Raw genomic sequence first — 15,734 nt, 5'->3', positions numbered from 1 at the left:
TTAAATAGGCGGCCTTAAGGGCCGTCGTGAGGGAGCCGTTTCCAGAAGAGGCCTTGAGGGCCGCCGCCGAAATTATCGACGACGTAAAGGCCAGGGGCCTCGCCGCGGCGTTGGAGTGGTCGAGGAGGCTCGACGGGGTAGAGCCCAGAGAGGTGGTTGTACAGCCTAGAGGGGATCCGGCCGCCGACGGATCCGTCGTGGAGGCCGCGCTTGAGGCCGCTAGGTCGCTGGAGCGGGTCTACGCCCGTCTACGCCCCGCCGACGTTGTGGACTACTACGAGGGGGTCTTGAGGGCCGTCTCGTGGCGCCCCGTCGAGAGGGCCGCGCTCTACGTCCCCGCGAGGTACATATCGACCCTTGTCATGCTCGCGGTCCCGGCGAAAGTCGCGGGGGTTAGGGACATCTACGTGGTGACTCCTCCCAGAGGCGTCACGCCCGAGCTCTTGACAGTGGCCGAGAGGCTCGGCGTGAGGGGCGTCGTGAGCCTCGGCGGCCCCCAGGGCCTGGCCTACGCGGCGTTTCAAATCGGCGTGGACATGCTGGCGGGCCCCGGCGGTGTCTACGTCCAGGCGGCGAAGTACGTCCTCTCGCGCTACGTCGGGATAGACGGGATTGAGGGGCCGACCGAGCTGGTGGTCTACGCCGAGGGCGTGGAGCCTAGGCGCGCGGTCGCGGGGGCTTTGGCCCAGCTCGAGCACGGCCCCGCTTCTTTCGCCCTCTTCCTCTCCAGAGACCGCGCGTTGGTCAAGGAGGCGGGGAGGATCTACGCGGAGGAGAGGACCAGCTCTATGGGCTCCTTCGAGGCGCGGGCCGTCTCGTCGCTGGAGGAGGCGGCCAGGATAATAGACGAGGTGGCGCCCGAACACCTGGAGGTGTGGGGCGCCCCGCGGCTGGCCCAGATGGTGAAGAACGCCGGCGCCATATCGGTGGACGCCCCAAGCCCGCTCCTCGACTATGTCGCGGGGATATCGCACGTCCTCCCCACGGGCGGTAGCGCCAGGTGGAGGGGGGCCGTGACGCCGTTGACCTTCATGAAGCCCGTGGGCCTCGCCTGGCTTCTGGGCGACACCAAGCTGAGAGAATACGCAGTGAGGCTGGCCGAGTACGAGGGCTTCAGACGCCACGCCGACGCTTTGCGATGAGCTGCGACGTACTCAAGGAGCTCGAGTCGGTGATCCGCGAGAGGATCTCGTCCAAAGATCCCAACAGCTATACCTATACTATATATTCCAAAGGCGTGCACTATATAGCGCGTAAGGTCGGCGAGGAGGCGGTCGAGCTGGCCGTGGCCTCCCTCGCCGAGGGGAGAGGGCGGGTGGTCGAGGAGGCTGCCGACCTCGTGTACCATCTGCTGGTCCTGCTGGCGGCCCAGGGGCTCTCTCTCGACGACGTCTGTTCGGAGCTCAGACGCAGGAGGAGGTAGCGTCTTAATCGGCGAGTAGCTTCGACCTCAGCTTGTGGGGCTCCGGCAGAAGCCTTGAGTACTTGGAGCCGAAGCAGGAGCGCGACCCGGTGTGGCAGGCCGCTCCTATCTGGACGACCTTTAGAAGGACCGCGTCGCCGTCGCAGTCCGTGCGGAACTCCACGACGTACTGGTAGTGGCCGGACGTCTCGCCCTTCAGCCAGAGCCTCCTCCTGCTGGTCGACCAGTAGTGGGCTAGGCCGGTCACCAACGTGAGGAACACGGCGATCGGATCCATGTGGGCCACCATCAAGACCTCGCCGGTCTCGACGTCCTGCACCACCGCGATCACCGTGCCGTCCCTCTGCCGGTAGTTCAGCCCCGCGGCGATTCTCCAAGCCTCGTCGGCTGGCGCAAGAGGCCTAGGCTCCACGGCCCCGCTAGGGGTTCGGCCGCCCTAGTACCCTCTCGGCGATCCTCTCGACCAGATCCCTCACCTCTCCGTAGGCCCTCCTCACGTCGGCCTCGGTGGCCCACCCCTCGTAGAAGTTTGTGCGCATGGCGTTGGCTTGAGCCCAGGCGTCGTGTACCCAGTCGCCCAACTCCTCAGCTATCTTGTCCTTATAGCGCCAGAGCTCGCCGTGGGACGTCAGCCTCATGCCTTCTTTCCAGTAGGCGTAGGCCTTCACCGCAAGCGCCGCGGCTTCCCAGATTTTCTCGCTGGCCTGCCTCAAATCGCCAATTCTAAGCTCCTCCTCGGCCGCCTGCAACATCTCGACCGCCGTCTCGGCATATGTCTTAGCCCTTTCGGGAGGGTCGGCGTCCGCCAGCAATCGCTCAAGGACATAGTCCTCGAGGGAGATCCCCTCGGCCTCAGCCCTCCTTCTCAATTCCTGCACCACCCTCGACGGAAGCACCAGCGCGACCACGCTTGTTGTATGACGTATAAAAAATTGGCGTTTCGGCCCTCCAATGTTCAAGAGACTTCCGCAGTTCTACGAGGAGCCCGACGTGGGATATCGGGTATATAGGCTCCACTTCAACGAGAACTTGTTCCTGCCGGAGGAGTACTACCGGCTGATCCTCGGCGATATAGAGAGCTGGGAGGCCCGTTTCTATACGCAGCCCAACAACACGTCGCTGGCGGCGAAGATAGAGGGCCATATGGGGCTTCCGGAGGGCTCGGTGGTGATAACGGCCGGAGCCGACGACGGGTTACGGATAGCCGTACAGCTCCTCCACTACGCTGAGGAGAGGAGACTCGTCGTCCTCGAGCCCACCTACAGCATGCCGAGGATACTCGCGGATCAGCTCGGCGTGGAGTACGTCCAGCTTCCCTACAAGCCCGACCTTGGCCTCGACGTGGACGAGGTAGTCAGGAGGGCTAGAGGCGGCGCAGTCTACGTCTGCTCCCCCAACAACCCGACTGGACATGTCGTGAAGGAGCTCGCGGAGCTGGCCTCCCGCCTCGACGGCTTGTTGATATACGATGCCGCGTACGCCGAGTTCGCGGGCATGTGGAGGCCCGAGCTGTACGAGTACGGGAACGTCGTCGAGGCGAGGACCTTCTCGAAGGCCTGGGGCCTGGCAGGCCTCAGGGTGGGCTACCTCGTCGCCCGGCGGGAGCTGGCCTCGGCCCTCAAGGCGCTCGCCTACCCGCACCCGATAAGTAGCTACTCGGCTAAGGCCGTCGAGAGGGCGCTGGAGCACGAGAACTACGTGCGCAGATCCGTCGAGGAGATGAGGGAGGTGAGGGGCAGAGTCGCCTCCAGGCTACCGCTGGATAAATACGTGGGTGAGGGCAACTTCATAACGTTGAAGCTCGACGACGCCGAGGAGATCGCCGAGGCGCTCTACCGGCGCGGCTTCGCAGTGAGGGCCCTCGGCGGCAGGCCCCTCTGCCGTTCCTGCCTGAGGTTCACCGTGGCGCCTATGGACGTGATGGAGAAGTTCCTGGCGGCGTTGGGGGAGACCATCGGGATAAAGCTTATATAGGCCCCTTCAAGGGAGCGCCATGCCGGAAGCGGACAGTCCCCATACTGTTCGCCGTACCTAATAAAGGCCGTTTGATGGAGCCCGCCTTGAGGCTCCTCGAGCTGGCGGGCATCAGCCTCCTGGCGTCCGACGAGCGCTCCATAATACTCCCCACGACGTGGCCCGACCTCAACATAGTCAGGCTTAGGCCGGAGGACATACCCCAGATAGTGGCGGCCGGCAACGTGGCGGCGGGGATAACAGGGCACGACTACGTGGTCGAGTCCGGCGCCGACTCCGACGTCGTGGAGCTGTTGGATCTCAAGATAGGGAGAGGCTCCATAGTGGTGGCGGCCGTGAAGGGAAGGTGGAGATCTGTGGACGATCTGCCCGACGGGGTCAAGGTAGCCACTAAGTACGTCAATCTGGCCTCCAAGTTCTTCGAGGAGCGGGGCAAGAAGGTCAAGATAGTCAAGGTCTCAGGCTCTGTCGAGGTCATGCCGATGTTGGGCGTCGCCGACGTCGTAGTCGACGTGATGGCCACCGGCACCACTCTAGCCCTACACGGCCTCGAGCCTCTGGGGAAGATCTTGGACACATCGGCGCGTTTGGTCGCAAGCCGCGCGTGGGCCGACCACTACGTGGTGCAGAAGCTCGCGGCCTACATCAAGGGCTATCTGAACGCCCAGAACAAGCGCATGGTGTTCCTCAACGTGCCGGCCGATAGGATAGCCGACGTGATTTCCGTCCTCCCGGCCCTCGAATCCCCCAGCGTGGCCCGCCTGGCGCGCGGCGATATGTACGAGGTGTTCTCGGTAGTCGACGAGGACTATCTGCCCGACCTAATAATGAGGCTCAAGGCCGCCGGCGCCAAGGACGTGGTCATAGTGCCCCTCGACAAGTTGATCAGATGAGGCTGGCCGTACTGGACTACACTGTCGGCAATATCGGAAGCTTGATCTCGGCGCTTAGGAGAGCCGGCGCCGAGGCCTTCGTCTCGAAGGGCGAAGGTCTTAAGGACGCCGACGCGGTGATACTGCCCGGTGTGGGGACGTTCTCCGTGGCGAGCAAGCTGGCCGCCGCCGTGAAGGAATACGCCGGCTCTAAGCCGATGCTGGGCATTTGCCTAGGCATGCAACTGTTCTTCGAGTCTAGCGAGGAGGGGGAGGGGCAGGGGCTCTCGTTCTTCCCGGGCCGCGTGGTGCGGGTAGACGCGGAGAGAGTTCCCCATATAGGCTGGGAGCGCACGTACGCAACCGGCGCGTGCGACCTCGTCGAGGACGGCTACTACTACTACCTCCACAGCTACGGCGTCGAGGCCAGAGGCGCGTCTTACGAGGCCGCGTACATAGAGCTGAGGAGGAGGTATGTGGCCGCTGTGTGCGACCACGGCAGAGGCATATACGGAGTCCAATTCCATCCCGAGAGGAGCGGCAAGAAGGGGCTCACGGTGCTGAGGAAATTCCTCAGCCTCGTTAAGTCCTAGCCCTTCTGACCTCCTCCTTGCCCTAAAGGGCGGGGTTTGCCGCCGCCCTTATCATTTCTGCGATCCTCCTCGCGATCGCCTCCGGCGGCTCCTCGGCGTTGAGCACGACGTAGCCCCGCTCGGCCGCCCTCCTTAAATATATCGAGCGGACTGCCTTCAGAAACTCCAGCCGTTCGTACTTCTCTACGTATCCGCTCCTGGCGCTGACGCGCGCCACGGCCTTCTCGGGCTCTATGTCGAGGAGCACCGTTATGTCGGGCGCCGGCACGCGGGCGTTGATCAGCTCGATGAACTTTATGTCGACCCCGGCGGCTCCCTGATAGGCGATGCTGGACTCGACGTAGCGCTCGGTCACCACTACCCGGCCCTCGCCTAACGCCGGCGCTATCTCCCTCTGGTAGTGATCGAGCCTATCGGCCGCGAACAACAGAGCGTCTACGTAGGGGTCCGTGGTCCCTCCCCTCAACGCCCAGCTCTTAATCAGCCGCCCTATGGGGCCGTCGCTGGGCTCCTTGGTGGCGTATATGGGCAGAATCTTCCGCAACTCCTCTATCACGGTGCTCTTCCCGCTCCCGTCTATGCCCTCTATCGCGACGAAGAGGCCCACGGTTGGCTCCTCTGGACGCTTTATAAGACCAGTCCACAACTGTCAATCCGCCGCTCCTCAAACCGCGTTACGCAAAAAGCCTAAGAGAGTCCTTTGGCCCGTTTAATTTCCTCTATCAGGAGAGGCACAATTTGTTTGTAGTCTCCGACTATCGCGTAGTCTGAGTTCTGCACTATGGGGGCGTTGGGGTCCGAGTTTATGGCCACTATGTATTTCGACTCCTGTATCCCCATCATGTGCTGTACGGCGCCCGAGATGCCGACAGCGATATAGAGCCTCGGCCTGATGGTCTTCCCCGTCTGCCCCACCTGCCTCGTGTGCGGCGCCCAGCCCGCGCGGACTGCCATCAACGAGGCGGCCACAGTGCCGTTGAGGAGCTTGGCCAGCTCGACCAACAGCTTAAAGCCCTCGGCGGAGCCCAGCCCCCTCCCGCCGGCCACCACCACGTCCGACGACTCCACGGGCGGCAGGTCGGCTATGTCGCGCTCTATTCTCCTCTCGGCGCCTAGGAAGGTCGTCCTCCTGCCGTTGATCTCCACGGCCTCGTGTATTATCTCGCCCTTTCTATTGACGTCGCGCGGGGGCTTGGGGAACACGCCGGGCCTCACGCTGGCCATCTGAGGCCTCCTATGCGGCGTCTTTATCGTGGCCATCTGGGTGCCTCCGAAGGTCGGGCGTATCTGCATGAGGTCGCCCGTCTTGGGGTCTATCTCGAGCGCGGTGCAGTCAGCCGTTATGCCCGTCGTCAATGTATTCGCTATGAACGCAGCGAGCTCGCGGCCTCTCTTGGTGGCGCCTATCAAGAAGATCTCCGGCTTGTATTTGGCCACAACTTTGGCTATCGCGTTGGCGTACTCGTAGGGAGTGTAGACCTTCAGCTCGGGGTTAACTATAACCACGACCTTATCCGCGCCGTGGTAGATAGCCTCCTGGGCCATCTCGTCCGTGCCGGCGACTAGGACGCCGCCGACGGGAGCTTTGCCTCTCTTGGCGGCGAGATCCCGCGCCTTGCCCAACAGCTCGAGGGCGACGTCTTTGAGCTTGGCGCCGTCGTGCTCTAGGTATACCCAAACGCCTTTATACTCCTCCTTGTTTATTTCGGGCCAGAGCTTGCAGGGCATGGCTACAACAACCCCTCCTTCTTGAGCTCCTCCACGAACGCCTTGACTGATTCGCGCGGGTCGCCCTGGAATATCTTCTTTTTCCTCGGGGGAAACGTCGCGCCGGTCTGCGTCGCCACGAAGGTAGGCGACCCCTTCAAGCCCACGCACTCGGGATCTAGCCCCAGCTCCTTGTTTGTGACTTGTATTATCCTCTCCCTCGCATTTAGCTTCCGGGACAGACTGATCTCCCTCGGCATTTGTGTGCCCTTAGCGACGGATATTAACGCCGGGAGATCCATCTCGTAGAACTCGTCGACGCCCTCGTCCTCGAGAAATCTCTTCACCCTAATCTTGTTCCCCTGTATCTCGGCGTCGTAGACGTAGTAGACGTAGGGGATATTGAGGTGGGAGGCTACTTGGGCGCCTACGTGGGCCGTCGTGCTGTCTACGGTCTCCTCGCCTGCCAAGATCAACGTGTAGTCAGGCACGTACTTCTCAATCGTCTTGGCTAAAACGAACGAGGTGGCCCAAGTATCGGCGCCGGCGAAGGCCCTATCGGTGGCCAATATGGCCTTGTCAACTCCCATGCCTATCAAGCTCTCCAGAGCCGGTATGCCTGACGGCGGGGCCATGGATATGGCTATGACCTCTCCCCCATACCTATCCCTCAACTTCAGCGCGAACTCAACGGCGTCGCGATCCCATTGGTTTGTCGATAGAGGCACGCCTTCCCTAACCAGGGTGCCTGTCTTGGGATCTATCCTTATCGCCGTGGAGAGAGGTACCGCTGCCTTTGTCAACACCACGAACTTCATCGCAATGGCAATATCGGGTTTTTATAAATGTAATTACATATACCGCAGAAGCGCAATTCACCTAGAGGCTAAGCTTTTAGGAGGTCAATGGGCCGTACCGCACGACGTCCTCCTAGCGAAATCCTTGTCTGGACAGCTAAAGATGCCCACTAGCTGTCCAGATGGGCATCTCTAGACGGACAACCTCGAAAATCCGTGGCGCTATATGTGGGCGACTCGTTGACGGAAAAAATATAATAGAGATAGTCCGACGGAGTTCGTGAACGTATATAACTTCCTTATGAAGGGCATCGAGCGGACCGATCTAGATCCGTTGAGGTTTAGACAGACTATCAGGCTCGCGCTCCTGGGCGGCGTCGCCTTAGCCGCCCTGGGCGCCTTCTTCACGTTGGCAAAGGCGTTTCCGTTGGGGCCGCTCTTCCTCGGACTCGGCGTATTCCTCATATTCATGCCGAAAGTCATCATAAGGGTCAGAGCAACCTCCATAAGGGAGATGTTGAACATGGAGATCCCGTTCCTCACGGTGCTCGTGCAGATGACCTTCGCGACCAAGGCCCCTCTGGAGCTCGCCATACAGCGCATGATGAGATATAAGGAGCTACCGGGCATAAGGACCCTCGCCGCGACGGCTTGGAACAACACGAGGATGCTGGGCATGGAGCCCCTAGACGCCTTGAAGCGCGCCGTCGAGAAGCTAGCTCCCCAGAAGCTCATCTACCGCTTCAACTCGCTCTATACAGCGCTTAGAGTCGGCGAGGACATAATAGCGAAGCTCTCGCTGTATATGGACATGGACATGGTGGAGTTCTCCACAGGGATGCAGAGGAGGATGGACTCCCTCGTCTCGGCCATCTCGGCGACGATCGTGGGGCTTGCCATGGTGTCAGTCACGGCGATAGTTGTGGGGCGCGGAAACGCCGGGGTCTTTATCTTGATGGGCGGATTGCTACCGGCAGTGATGGGCGCCGTGATGGGCTTGATCATCAACGTGCCTCTGTTGAAGATGGATTTCAGGCTGTGGCCCCTAATCTTCGCCTTGATATCCGGCGTAGCCATGATGATTTTGGGCTTCTTCCTCAACTTCGGCACATACACGCCCCTCGCGGCCGCCGCCATAGCGGGCCTCGGCTACTTCGTCACTAGGGAGAGAGTCAACGCGCGGTCCTTCGAGAGGGGGTTCATGGACTTCACATACGTCGTGCTCGACGAGCTGAAGCGCTCCCCCTCGGTTGTTAGAGCCATGGAGAACGCCGTCACCTACGGCAACTTCGGCGACTTCACCCCGAGAGCTGCCTCGATGCTCAACGCGATAAAGTCCGGCATGACGGAGCTGGAGGAGATAGTCGTGAGGGGCATGCAACCGATAATGGCGATAGTCGCCAGGATATTCTTCGACATACACAGGCTGGGCACCCTCCCCCGCTCCACAGTAGATCAGCTCCAGAACTTCGTCGCAAAGCTCTTCGATTATAGAGAGCAGTTGAGCAAAGCCTTAGGTATCGTGAGGCTCCTCGCGGTGCTGGGCGCCGCCATGGTGGCCTTCGTGAACGCCTCCATGATTATAATGAGCCAAGCCATGGCCGGCGTCGCTGGCGGCGGGCCCGTGTCGGCGGCCGGCCTCGGCGGAGGCGGCATAGGCATGAACTTCCTCTATCTGGCGTTCGGCATGTTGGCCATAGGCTATTACTTCCTCTTCGCCAAGGTGAGCTTCTCGACGCGGGGCGGCCTTATATACCTATCGATTTTCTATCTAGCCATGTTTATCGTAATAATGGTTACCACAAGCGTTCTGAAGCCGGCTAACGCAACGTCCTCCTCGGCAGGGTTGCCATGAGCGCGTCGCGCGGGCTAGGGTTCAGGCTGGAGCAGTGCCCCGGCATACCCGTCGAGGAGTACGGGGTCGAGGGCGCCAGAATAACTATACACAAATTCGAGGATGGCTTCTGCTACTCCGTCAACTACTCATTCCCCTATTCGGATAAGGTGGGCGAGTACGTCTACAAGATAGTGGAGTACCTCACCGCGAGGCAGGTTGTGAGGCCGGACATGACCAGAGAGGAGCTGGGCAAGCTCATAGACATGGCCATGAGCGACGTGGGCGTCCCCAAGCCGCTCAGGGCGCCCGTTCGTTTCTACGTGCAGCTGGAGGCGGCTGACTACTCCTACCTCACCCCCCTCCTCTACGACGTACGGCTGGAGAACGTCAACATAAACGGCACCGACAGCCCCATATTCGTAGACCACAGAGACTACGGCTACAACATAAAGACCAACATAGTGCCGACCGACAAGGAGGTGATCTTGAGAATCATCAGCAGGGTGTACGCCGAGACCGGCAGGCCGTTGAACGAACAGTACCCTATACAGGACACCTACCTGCGCCTCCCCAACGGAGCGCTTCTTAGGTTCGCCACGGCCATGTCGGGCAAGACGTCGCGTAACCCGCCTTACGTCTCGGTCCGTATCCAGCCGCCCGAGCCCATATCGCCCACCAAGCTCATAAAGAACAAGACCATCTCGGCGTTGGGGCTGGCCTATCTGTGGTATCTCTTCGAGAACCTCAAGTCCATAATGATAATAGGCGGCACCGGCTCCGGCAAGACGACGCTCCTCAACGCGTTGCTGGTCCTACTCCCCCACAAACGCATAGCGGTGGCCGAGGAGACCCCAGAAATACGCCTCCCAAAGAGCTTCACCAACTCCGTCCTCCTGTTCACCTCGCCTCTCTACGACTACCAGAAGAACCTCCCCGGCTCGGAGTCGGCGATATATCTGATAGACCTAGTCCGCTTCCTCCTACGCGCCAGGCCGGACATAGTGGTCATAGGCGAGAGCCGCGGCCGCGAAATACACGAGCTGATACAAGGTATATTGACGGGCCACGGCGGCGCCACGACCTTCCACGCCGAGGATATGGTCGAGGCCTTCATGAGGATGACTGGAGAAGCCATGGGAGTCTCCCCCGAACACATATCGGCCTTCAGCGCCGTTGCGGTTGTCAAGAAGTTCGACTGGGGCAGGCGAGTCACCTCGCTCACAGAGGTGGTCTGGCTCAGAGCATATCCGTACCCCGCTCTGAACAGGATAAAGATAAAGGAGGAGGAGTTCGGCTTGGTGGAGGTAGGGACCTACGACCGCAACCGGGACGCCTTCAACATGGACCTTAAACGGTCGTTCTGGCTACAGAGGCTGGGCGGTATAGAGGAGGTCACTGCGCGTGCCGAGCTCTTGCAGGCATTGGCCGATAAGGGAGTGCTCGACGCGGAGGCTGTGGCCGAGGCGGTTAGGCAGTACTATAGGCTTAAGCGGAAGACGCCGTGATACTTTACGGGACGCCTGAGGTACTATTAAGGGCCTTGGAGAAGGAGACCACTAATCTGCTATCTCTAAGAGGCAAAGATCCGCATCTAGATAAATATATAGATAGTAAACTGCGTATACTGAAAGAATGCTATAATAAAATAAAGAAATCTACTTCTAATCAATTACAAATAGTTGCAATATCTGCATGTTACGTTATTGAGCTATGAACGACCTCTATCTAGCTCTATTGATAGCTCTACTCACCGCATTGGGCGGCTATCTGATACGGGATCTCCAAGCCCTCGGCATATTCGTCGGGCTCTCGGCAGCGGCCGCGTTCCTCATGGCGTTTCTCTTCAACGCGCCTGGGGCTGTTCTGGGCCTCGTGGGGCTCGCCGTCGCTGGCGTGAAGATAGCCCGCGCGCCTAAAGTGGCGGCCCGGGCTAGTCAGTTGGTTAGACGCACGTATAGATCCCGGAGGCGGCTGGAGGAGCTGGAGGAGATGACGCGTAGTCTATCCCGCGTGCACATAATCGACGTCGTGCCGGCGGGTTCGCGAAGGGCTATTCATCCTAGGGTAATTCAACTGATAGAGATAGCCGACAAGGCGAGGGAACAGGGATACCAAGTAGCCGAGCCTACGTGGCTTAGGGAGGTCAGGCTATACAGGAGGCTTCTCGGCTCCGAGTTCGCGCCCAATGAGCCGACTATAGTCAGCGATACGGAGGTGTTCACGTTGGAGTAATAGGCTATATCCCGCTCAGTAGGCGAGAACGGCGTCTATCCCCAACGCATTTAGGGCCTTCACGGTATCGAGGTTATCGTCGAAGTGCGCCCATATCTTGACCCCGCTTCTTATCAGTCTAGCCATCACGTCGGCCTTATATAGATGGTCTTGTCGGACGTCGCCTAGAGGCCTCATATAGAGGCCGGCGAAGGGTACCCCGTAGGACCTAAGTTGCGCCTCGGTGCACCGCCTCATGTACTCCGGCCTTCCCGTGACTACGACTATCTTGCGGCCTCTTTCGTACAGGCGCAAGGCGAGCTCTATATATCGGTACTTAGGCGAGTCCAGACCTAGCTTACTGCAGTCGAGGAAACAGTCCCAGTCAACCGAGCCGCCGTTTAAGCACATCGAGAGGCGGCGAGAGGCGTCTACCAAGACACCGTCTATGTCGAACGAGATCGCGCCGAGCGACATAGATAGGCACAAAGCTATTTATTTTATAGGTACTCGCCGCGCGTGGCCTTTAGCTTATTGAGGCGGGATTTACGGGAGGCTATAGAGGCGTTGGGGTATAAAGAGCCCACGCCAGTTCAAGAGGCGGCGATCCCCGCAGTCCTCTCAGGAGCACACGTGTTGATAGTCGCACCTACAGGGACGGGGAAGACCGAGGCCGCCGTGTTCCCCATACTGTCCAGAATGCTCGATGAAGGGCTCAAGGACTGCGTCCAGGCCCTTTACATAACCCCGCTCCGCGCCCTCAATAGGGATCTCTTGAGGCGGCTGACCGCCGTGGCCGACATGGTCGGGGTTAAGGTCGAGGTGAGGCACAGCGACACCGCCGAGGCGGCGAGGCGCAAGATCTACAGATCGCCTCCTCATCTGCTCATAACTACCCCAGAGTCTCTGCAGATAATTCTCCTCAACAGATCTCTGAGGAGCTCGTTGAGATGTGTAAGGCATGTGGTGGTGGACGAGGTGCACGAGCTGGTTGGGAGCAAGCGGGGGGTCCAGCTCGCTCTCGGCCTCGAGAGGCTCGTGGAGCTGGCGGGGGAATTCCAGAGAGTCGGCCTGTCGGCGACTGTCGGCGACGTCAAGCTCGTCGCGGGCTTTTTGGGCGGCTCCGGACGCGATGTCAAGGTCGTGGACGTCTCGGCCGCCAAGCGCTACGAGGTGGAGGTCGTCGCCCCAACGCCTTCCGAGGAGGACTACGCAACCGCAGAGAAGTACGACGTAACTCCGGAGACCCTCGCCCGCCTAAAGTACGTGGCGGATCTCATAAAGAGGGAGCGGGGAAGCGTGCTGATATTCGCCAACACGAGGGATGGGGCCGAGTTCCTCGCGGCGAAGCTCAAGGCCTTGCTCGGAGGCGGCGTGGAGGTGCACCACTCGTCGCTCGCCAGAGATCACAGGCTCTCGGTCGAGGAGAGGCTCAAGACAGGCGAGTTGAAGGCGGTGGTCGCCACGTCGAGCCTCGAGCTGGGCATAGATATAGGCCACATAGGGCTGGTGGTGCAGTACGGCTCCCCCAGACAAGTAGTTAGGCTGGTCCAGAGAGTGGGCAGAGGGGGGCATAGGCTCGACGCCGTCTCCAGAGGCGTCGTGGTGGCGTCAGACCTCGAGGACTATTTAGAGGCCGAGGCGATAGCCGAGAGGGCCTTGAGGAGGGAGCTGGAGAGGGCGGTGGAGTACCACGAAGTCGCGCTGGACGTTCTGTTGCACCAGGTAGTGGGCATGGCGCTGGAGGCGAGGCTGGACGGAAAGCCCCTCTCCCTCGAGGACATTTTGAGGGTGGCCAAGAGGGCCCACCCGTACGCCGGCCTCACCGCAGACGATCTGAGGCTCGTCCTGGACTTCGCGCAGAGGCACGGGCTCTTGGACCAGCTCAGGCCCAGGAAGGGCTCTATTAAGTACTACTTCGAGAACGTGTCGACCATACCCGACGAGAAGAGGTATAGGGCCGTCGACCAAGCCGCCGGAAAGGTCGTGGGCGAGCTGGATAGGGAGTTCGTCTTCACGATCGAGCCGGGGGCCAAGATAATCCTCTCGGGCAGGGCTTGGACGGTCTCCAAAATAGAGGGCGACGCCGTCTTCCTCTACCCCGAGCTGGATCTCGTGGGGGCTCTGCCGGGGTGGATAGGGGAGGAGATCCCAGTGCCTAGGGAGATAGCGGAGGACGTCTGCAGGAGGAGGGCCATGGCGTTGAGGGAAGCCCTCAGAGGCGGATATGCCGGGATAGCCGATGTGGAGGGGCTGGCCGAGGAGGACATACCCACGCCGGAAACGGTGAGGATACACCTATTCGGGAGGTTCGCGACGGTTCATTCATGCCTCGGCTCTAAGGGGAACGAGGCGCTGGGCATGTACCTATCCCACCACCTGTCGGCGTATCTAGGGCCGATAGGCTATAGGGCAGACCCGTACAGGGTCTTGCTGATCCACAGAGAGCCTATCGTGCAAAAGCCTCTCGTGGAGGCCTTCTATAGGGATGATGTATATGTCCAGAGGACTTTGATGAACGCAGTAAAGGCCTCACGTATGTTTAAGTATAGATTTTTACAGGTAGCCCAGAGAGTAGGCCTTCTGTCGAGAGACGCCGAGGACATACCGCCTAGGCTGATAGAGGCCTACGCCGACGATCTGCCGGGCATAGAGGCTGTCAACGAGATCTTCGTGGAGAAGCTAGACTTGAAGGCCCTCTTGGATCTGATAGACGGCGTAAGGTCGGGCCGTTATAGGGTGGAGGTCAAGAGATATGCCGGGCCTACGGCCGTCGACAAGCCGTTGCTTGAGGAGGCGCTACGCGTCGACTTCACCTACAGGGGGCTGTCCCAGGAGGCGGTGAAGGACCTAGCCCGCAAGAGGATACTGAATAGGGAGGCCACGTTGCTCTGCCTAAACTGTGGCTGGACCTTCAGAGGGAAGGCTTACCTGCTACCCGACAGGATAAGTTGCCCTAGATGCGGCGTCGGCGCCGTCGCTGTCGTCAAGGGAAATCTGGAGAGGGCCTTGGAGATATGGAGGAAGTTCAGGGCAAGGCGCAAGTTGGATAGGGAGGAGGCCAGGGAGCTCGACGAGCTGAGACACAGCGCGTCTATAGTACTGGAGCACGGAAAGGTGGGGGTACTGGTGCAGCTGGCCCATGGGGTGGGCCCCAAGACGGCCGTCAGGATACTCAACAGGCTGGCCGCCGGGGACGATCTGTGGAGCGCTATAGTAGACGCCGAGAGGCAGTACGCCGCCACTAGGGCTTTCTGGGATTGACGAGGGTAGCGTATATCTCCTCCAGCCTCTTGTAGGCGTCCCAGCTCAGCTTGACCGACAAAGCCTCTAGATCCTCCTCGAGTTGTTCCAGTCTGGACACCCCTATTATCGGCACGATCGGCACCCCGACCTCCTCGGACCGCTTGAGAAGCCAGGCAAGCGCCAGCTGTGAGTCCCTTACGCCAAGGTCCGCGGCCACCTCGTGGAATTCCTGGAGCGCCTTGAGCCTCTCGGGGGTCAAATACCGCTTCACGAGCTCCTTCGAGAGATCTCCCGGCCTCGTCGCCCGGGAGCCCTCGGGCACGCCGGAGAGGTACTTGCCGGTGAGGAAGCCCTGCGCTAGCGGGGAGTAGGCGAGTAGGCCGAGCCCGTATCTCCTTGCCACTGGCAGTTTGTCCTCGTTCTGCCTCTCCAGCCAGTTGTAGAGCTCCTGCGCGGAGATAAAGGGTACGTGTAGCTCCCGCGCCAGGTGGGCCATGTAGGCATATGCGTCTGCGGAGAAGTTGCTCGCCCCGATGTAGTGGACCAAGCCTCTGTGGACCAGATCTGCCATGGCCTCCATAGTCTCCTCGAGGGGCGTCGAGGGATCCGGCGCGTGTAACTGGTATAGATCTATGTAGTCGGTCCTCAACCTCCTCAGAGACTCTCTTATCTGCCACATTATGTGCTTCCTGGAGAGACCCTCGCCGTTAGGCCACGGCGCCATTTGTCCTCTGACTTTAGTAGCTAGGACGTAGGAATCCCTGTCGTATCCGGCGAGCAACTCGCCGAGTATCCTCTCCGCATTGCCCACGTGGTTTAGATCCACGGGGGCCATCACGCCGTGGTATCTGTTGGCGGTATCTATGCAGTTTATGCCGGCGTCGAAAGCCCTCTTTATTATCTTTCTGAGCTCCTCCACGTCCACTTTAGGTATGCCGTATTGGTCGACCTCCCGTGACGCGGGGAGGTGCCAGGTGCCGAGGCACAGCCTCGACACCTTCAAGCCGCTTGAGCCCAGATTTACGTAGTCCATGGCGTCGACTAGTCCAATAAAAATATGAACGAACACATTAA

Annotated in this window: 16 protein-coding genes; 9 read left to right on the top strand and 7 right to left on the bottom strand. The window is 60.2% G+C overall.

Features of this window, described 5'->3' with window-relative positions; genetic code table 11:
• The first annotated feature begins 26 nt into the window (after nt 1-26).
• Both hisD and hisE read left to right on the top strand, forming a co-directional pair.
• A complete protein-coding gene (gene hisD / locus TUZN_RS02815) occupies nt 27-1,142 on the top strand; it encodes a histidinol dehydrogenase (RefSeq protein ID WP_013679418.1) in 1,116 nt (371 codons plus the stop codon).
• Nucleotides 1,139-1,423, top strand: coding sequence for a phosphoribosyl-ATP diphosphatase (hisE, locus tag TUZN_RS02810; RefSeq protein ID WP_013679417.1), 285 nt, complete (start codon nt 1,139-1,141; stop codon nt 1,421-1,423). The genes hisD and hisE overlap by 4 nt, the downstream gene beginning before the upstream one ends.
• A 4-nt stretch (nt 1,424-1,427) precedes the next feature.
• On the opposite strand, the gene hisI is transcribed toward hisE, so the two are convergent.
• Both hisI and TUZN_RS02800 read right to left on the bottom strand, forming a co-directional pair.
• Nucleotides 1,428-1,835: a phosphoribosyl-AMP cyclohydrolase gene (gene hisI, locus TUZN_RS02805; RefSeq protein WP_013679416.1), complete on the bottom strand. Its 408-nt coding sequence runs from the start codon at nt 1,833-1,835 to the stop codon at nt 1,428-1,430.
• A 7-nt stretch (nt 1,836-1,842) separates the two neighbouring features.
• Entirely contained in the window at nt 1,843-2,331 is a 489-nt protein-coding gene (locus tag TUZN_RS02800; RefSeq protein WP_013679415.1) for a PaREP1 family protein, read from the bottom strand.
• 43 nt (nt 2,332-2,374) lie between these two features.
• On the opposite strand from TUZN_RS02800, the gene TUZN_RS02795 reads away from it, so the two are divergent.
• Genes TUZN_RS02795 through hisH form a run of 3 tightly spaced genes read left to right on the top strand, consistent with a single transcriptional unit; the run spans nt 2,375 to nt 4,862 of the window.
• Nucleotides 2,375-3,397 carry a pyridoxal phosphate-dependent aminotransferase gene (locus tag TUZN_RS02795; RefSeq protein ID WP_013679414.1) on the top strand — a complete coding sequence of 341 codons (1,023 nt, stop codon included), beginning with the start codon at nt 2,375-2,377 and terminating at the stop codon, nt 3,395-3,397.
• Nucleotides 3,398-3,438: 41 nt separating this feature from the next.
• Nucleotides 3,439-4,290: an ATP phosphoribosyltransferase gene (gene hisG / locus TUZN_RS02790; RefSeq protein WP_052886037.1), complete on the top strand. Its 852-nt coding sequence runs from the start codon at nt 3,439-3,441 to the stop codon at nt 4,288-4,290.
• Complete coding sequence (gene hisH, locus TUZN_RS02785; RefSeq protein ID WP_013679412.1) at nt 4,287-4,862, top strand: imidazole glycerol phosphate synthase subunit HisH; 576 nt, start codon at nt 4,287-4,289, stop codon at nt 4,860-4,862. Before hisG ends, hisH begins: the two co-directional genes overlap by 4 nt.
• Before the next feature lie 22 nt (nt 4,863-4,884).
• On the opposite strand, the gene tmk is transcribed toward hisH, so the two are convergent.
• The 3 genes from tmk to TUZN_RS02770 all read right to left on the bottom strand — a co-directional run bounded on the left by tmk (nt 4,885) and on the right by TUZN_RS02770 (nt 7,387).
• Nucleotides 4,885-5,469 (bottom strand): dTMP kinase, encoded by a 585-nt coding sequence (gene tmk, locus TUZN_RS02780; RefSeq protein WP_013679411.1) that lies wholly within the window; start codon nt 5,467-5,469, stop codon nt 4,885-4,887.
• A gap of 80 nt (nt 5,470-5,549) precedes the next feature.
• Nucleotides 5,550-6,590, bottom strand: coding sequence for an electron transfer flavoprotein subunit alpha/FixB family protein (locus TUZN_RS02775; RefSeq protein WP_013679410.1), 1,041 nt, complete (start codon nt 6,588-6,590; stop codon nt 5,550-5,552).
• Nucleotides 6,591-6,592: 2 nt separating this feature from the next.
• Nucleotides 6,593-7,387: an electron transfer flavoprotein subunit beta/FixA family protein gene (locus tag TUZN_RS02770; protein ID WP_013679409.1), complete on the bottom strand. Its 795-nt coding sequence runs from the start codon at nt 7,385-7,387 to the stop codon at nt 6,593-6,595.
• 259 nt (nt 7,388-7,646) lie between these two features.
• Between TUZN_RS02770 and TUZN_RS02765 the strand changes: the two genes are divergently transcribed.
• The 3 genes from TUZN_RS02765 (at nt 7,647) to TUZN_RS02755 (ending at nt 11,435) form a co-directional block, all read left to right on the top strand.
• Nucleotides 7,647-9,221, top strand: coding sequence for a hypothetical protein (locus TUZN_RS02765; RefSeq protein WP_013679408.1), 1,575 nt, complete (start codon nt 7,647-7,649; stop codon nt 9,219-9,221).
• Nucleotides 9,218-10,708, top strand: a complete 1,491-nt coding sequence (locus TUZN_RS02760; RefSeq protein ID WP_013679407.1) for a type II/IV secretion system ATPase subunit — start codon at nt 9,218-9,220, stop codon at nt 10,706-10,708. The genes TUZN_RS02765 and TUZN_RS02760 overlap by 4 nt, the downstream gene beginning before the upstream one ends.
• Nucleotides 10,709-10,913: 205 nt before the next feature.
• Nucleotides 10,914-11,435, top strand: coding sequence for a hypothetical protein (locus tag TUZN_RS02755; RefSeq protein WP_013679405.1), 522 nt, complete (start codon nt 10,914-10,916; stop codon nt 11,433-11,435).
• Nucleotides 11,436-11,450: 15 nt separating this feature from the next.
• Here TUZN_RS02755 and TUZN_RS02750 read toward each other — a convergent pair whose 3' ends face one another.
• Complete coding sequence (locus tag TUZN_RS02750; protein WP_013679404.1) at nt 11,451-11,891, bottom strand: phosphatase domain-containing protein; 441 nt, start codon at nt 11,889-11,891, stop codon at nt 11,451-11,453.
• 42 nt (nt 11,892-11,933) lie between these two features.
• On the opposite strand from TUZN_RS02750, the gene TUZN_RS02745 reads away from it, so the two are divergent.
• Nucleotides 11,934-14,678 carry a DEAD/DEAH box helicase gene (locus TUZN_RS02745; RefSeq protein ID WP_013679403.1) on the top strand — a complete coding sequence of 915 codons (2,745 nt, stop codon included), beginning with the start codon at nt 11,934-11,936 and terminating at the stop codon, nt 14,676-14,678.
• On the opposite strand, the gene TUZN_RS02740 is transcribed toward TUZN_RS02745, so the two are convergent.
• A complete protein-coding gene (locus TUZN_RS02740) occupies nt 14,659-15,693 on the bottom strand; it encodes an aldo/keto reductase (RefSeq protein WP_052886036.1) in 1,035 nt (344 codons plus the stop codon). The genes TUZN_RS02745 and TUZN_RS02740 overlap by 20 nt on opposite strands.
• Nucleotides 15,694-15,734: the final 41 nt, after the last annotated feature.

The organism is Thermoproteus uzoniensis 768-20 (genome assembly GCF_000193375.1).
GTDB lineage: Archaea > Thermoproteota > Thermoprotei > Thermoproteales > Thermoproteaceae > Thermoproteus > Thermoproteus uzoniensis_A.
Note: the sequence above shows the minus strand (reverse complement) of the source record. Positions and strands in the feature narration are given on the sequence as shown.

Excerpts from the sequence above, each read along its gene's own strand:
- hisE (WP_013679417.1), top strand. The coding sequence starts at position 1,139 with ATGAGCTGCGACGTACTCAAGGAGCTCGAGTCGGTGATCCGCGAGAGG.
- TUZN_RS02795 (WP_013679414.1), top strand. The coding sequence starts at position 2,375 with ATGTTCAAGAGACTTCCGCAGTTCTACGAGGAGCCCGACGTGGGATAT.
- hisH (WP_013679412.1), top strand. The coding sequence starts at position 4,287 with ATGAGGCTGGCCGTACTGGACTACACTGTCGGCAATATCGGAAGCTTG.
- TUZN_RS02775 (WP_013679410.1), bottom strand. The coding sequence starts at position 6,590 with ATGCCCTGCAAGCTCTGGCCCGAAATAAACAAGGAGGAGTATAAAGGC.
- TUZN_RS02770 (WP_013679409.1), bottom strand. The coding sequence starts at position 7,387 with ATGAAGTTCGTGGTGTTGACAAAGGCAGCGGTACCTCTCTCCACGGCG.
- TUZN_RS02760 (WP_013679407.1), top strand. The coding sequence starts at position 9,218 with ATGAGCGCGTCGCGCGGGCTAGGGTTCAGGCTGGAGCAGTGCCCCGGC.
- TUZN_RS02755 (WP_013679405.1), top strand. The coding sequence starts at position 10,914 with ATGAACGACCTCTATCTAGCTCTATTGATAGCTCTACTCACCGCATTG.
- TUZN_RS02750 (WP_013679404.1), bottom strand. The coding sequence starts at position 11,891 with ATGTCGCTCGGCGCGATCTCGTTCGACATAGACGGTGTCTTGGTAGAC.
- TUZN_RS02740 (WP_052886036.1), bottom strand. The coding sequence starts at position 15,693 with ATGGACTACGTAAATCTGGGCTCAAGCGGCTTGAAGGTGTCGAGGCTG.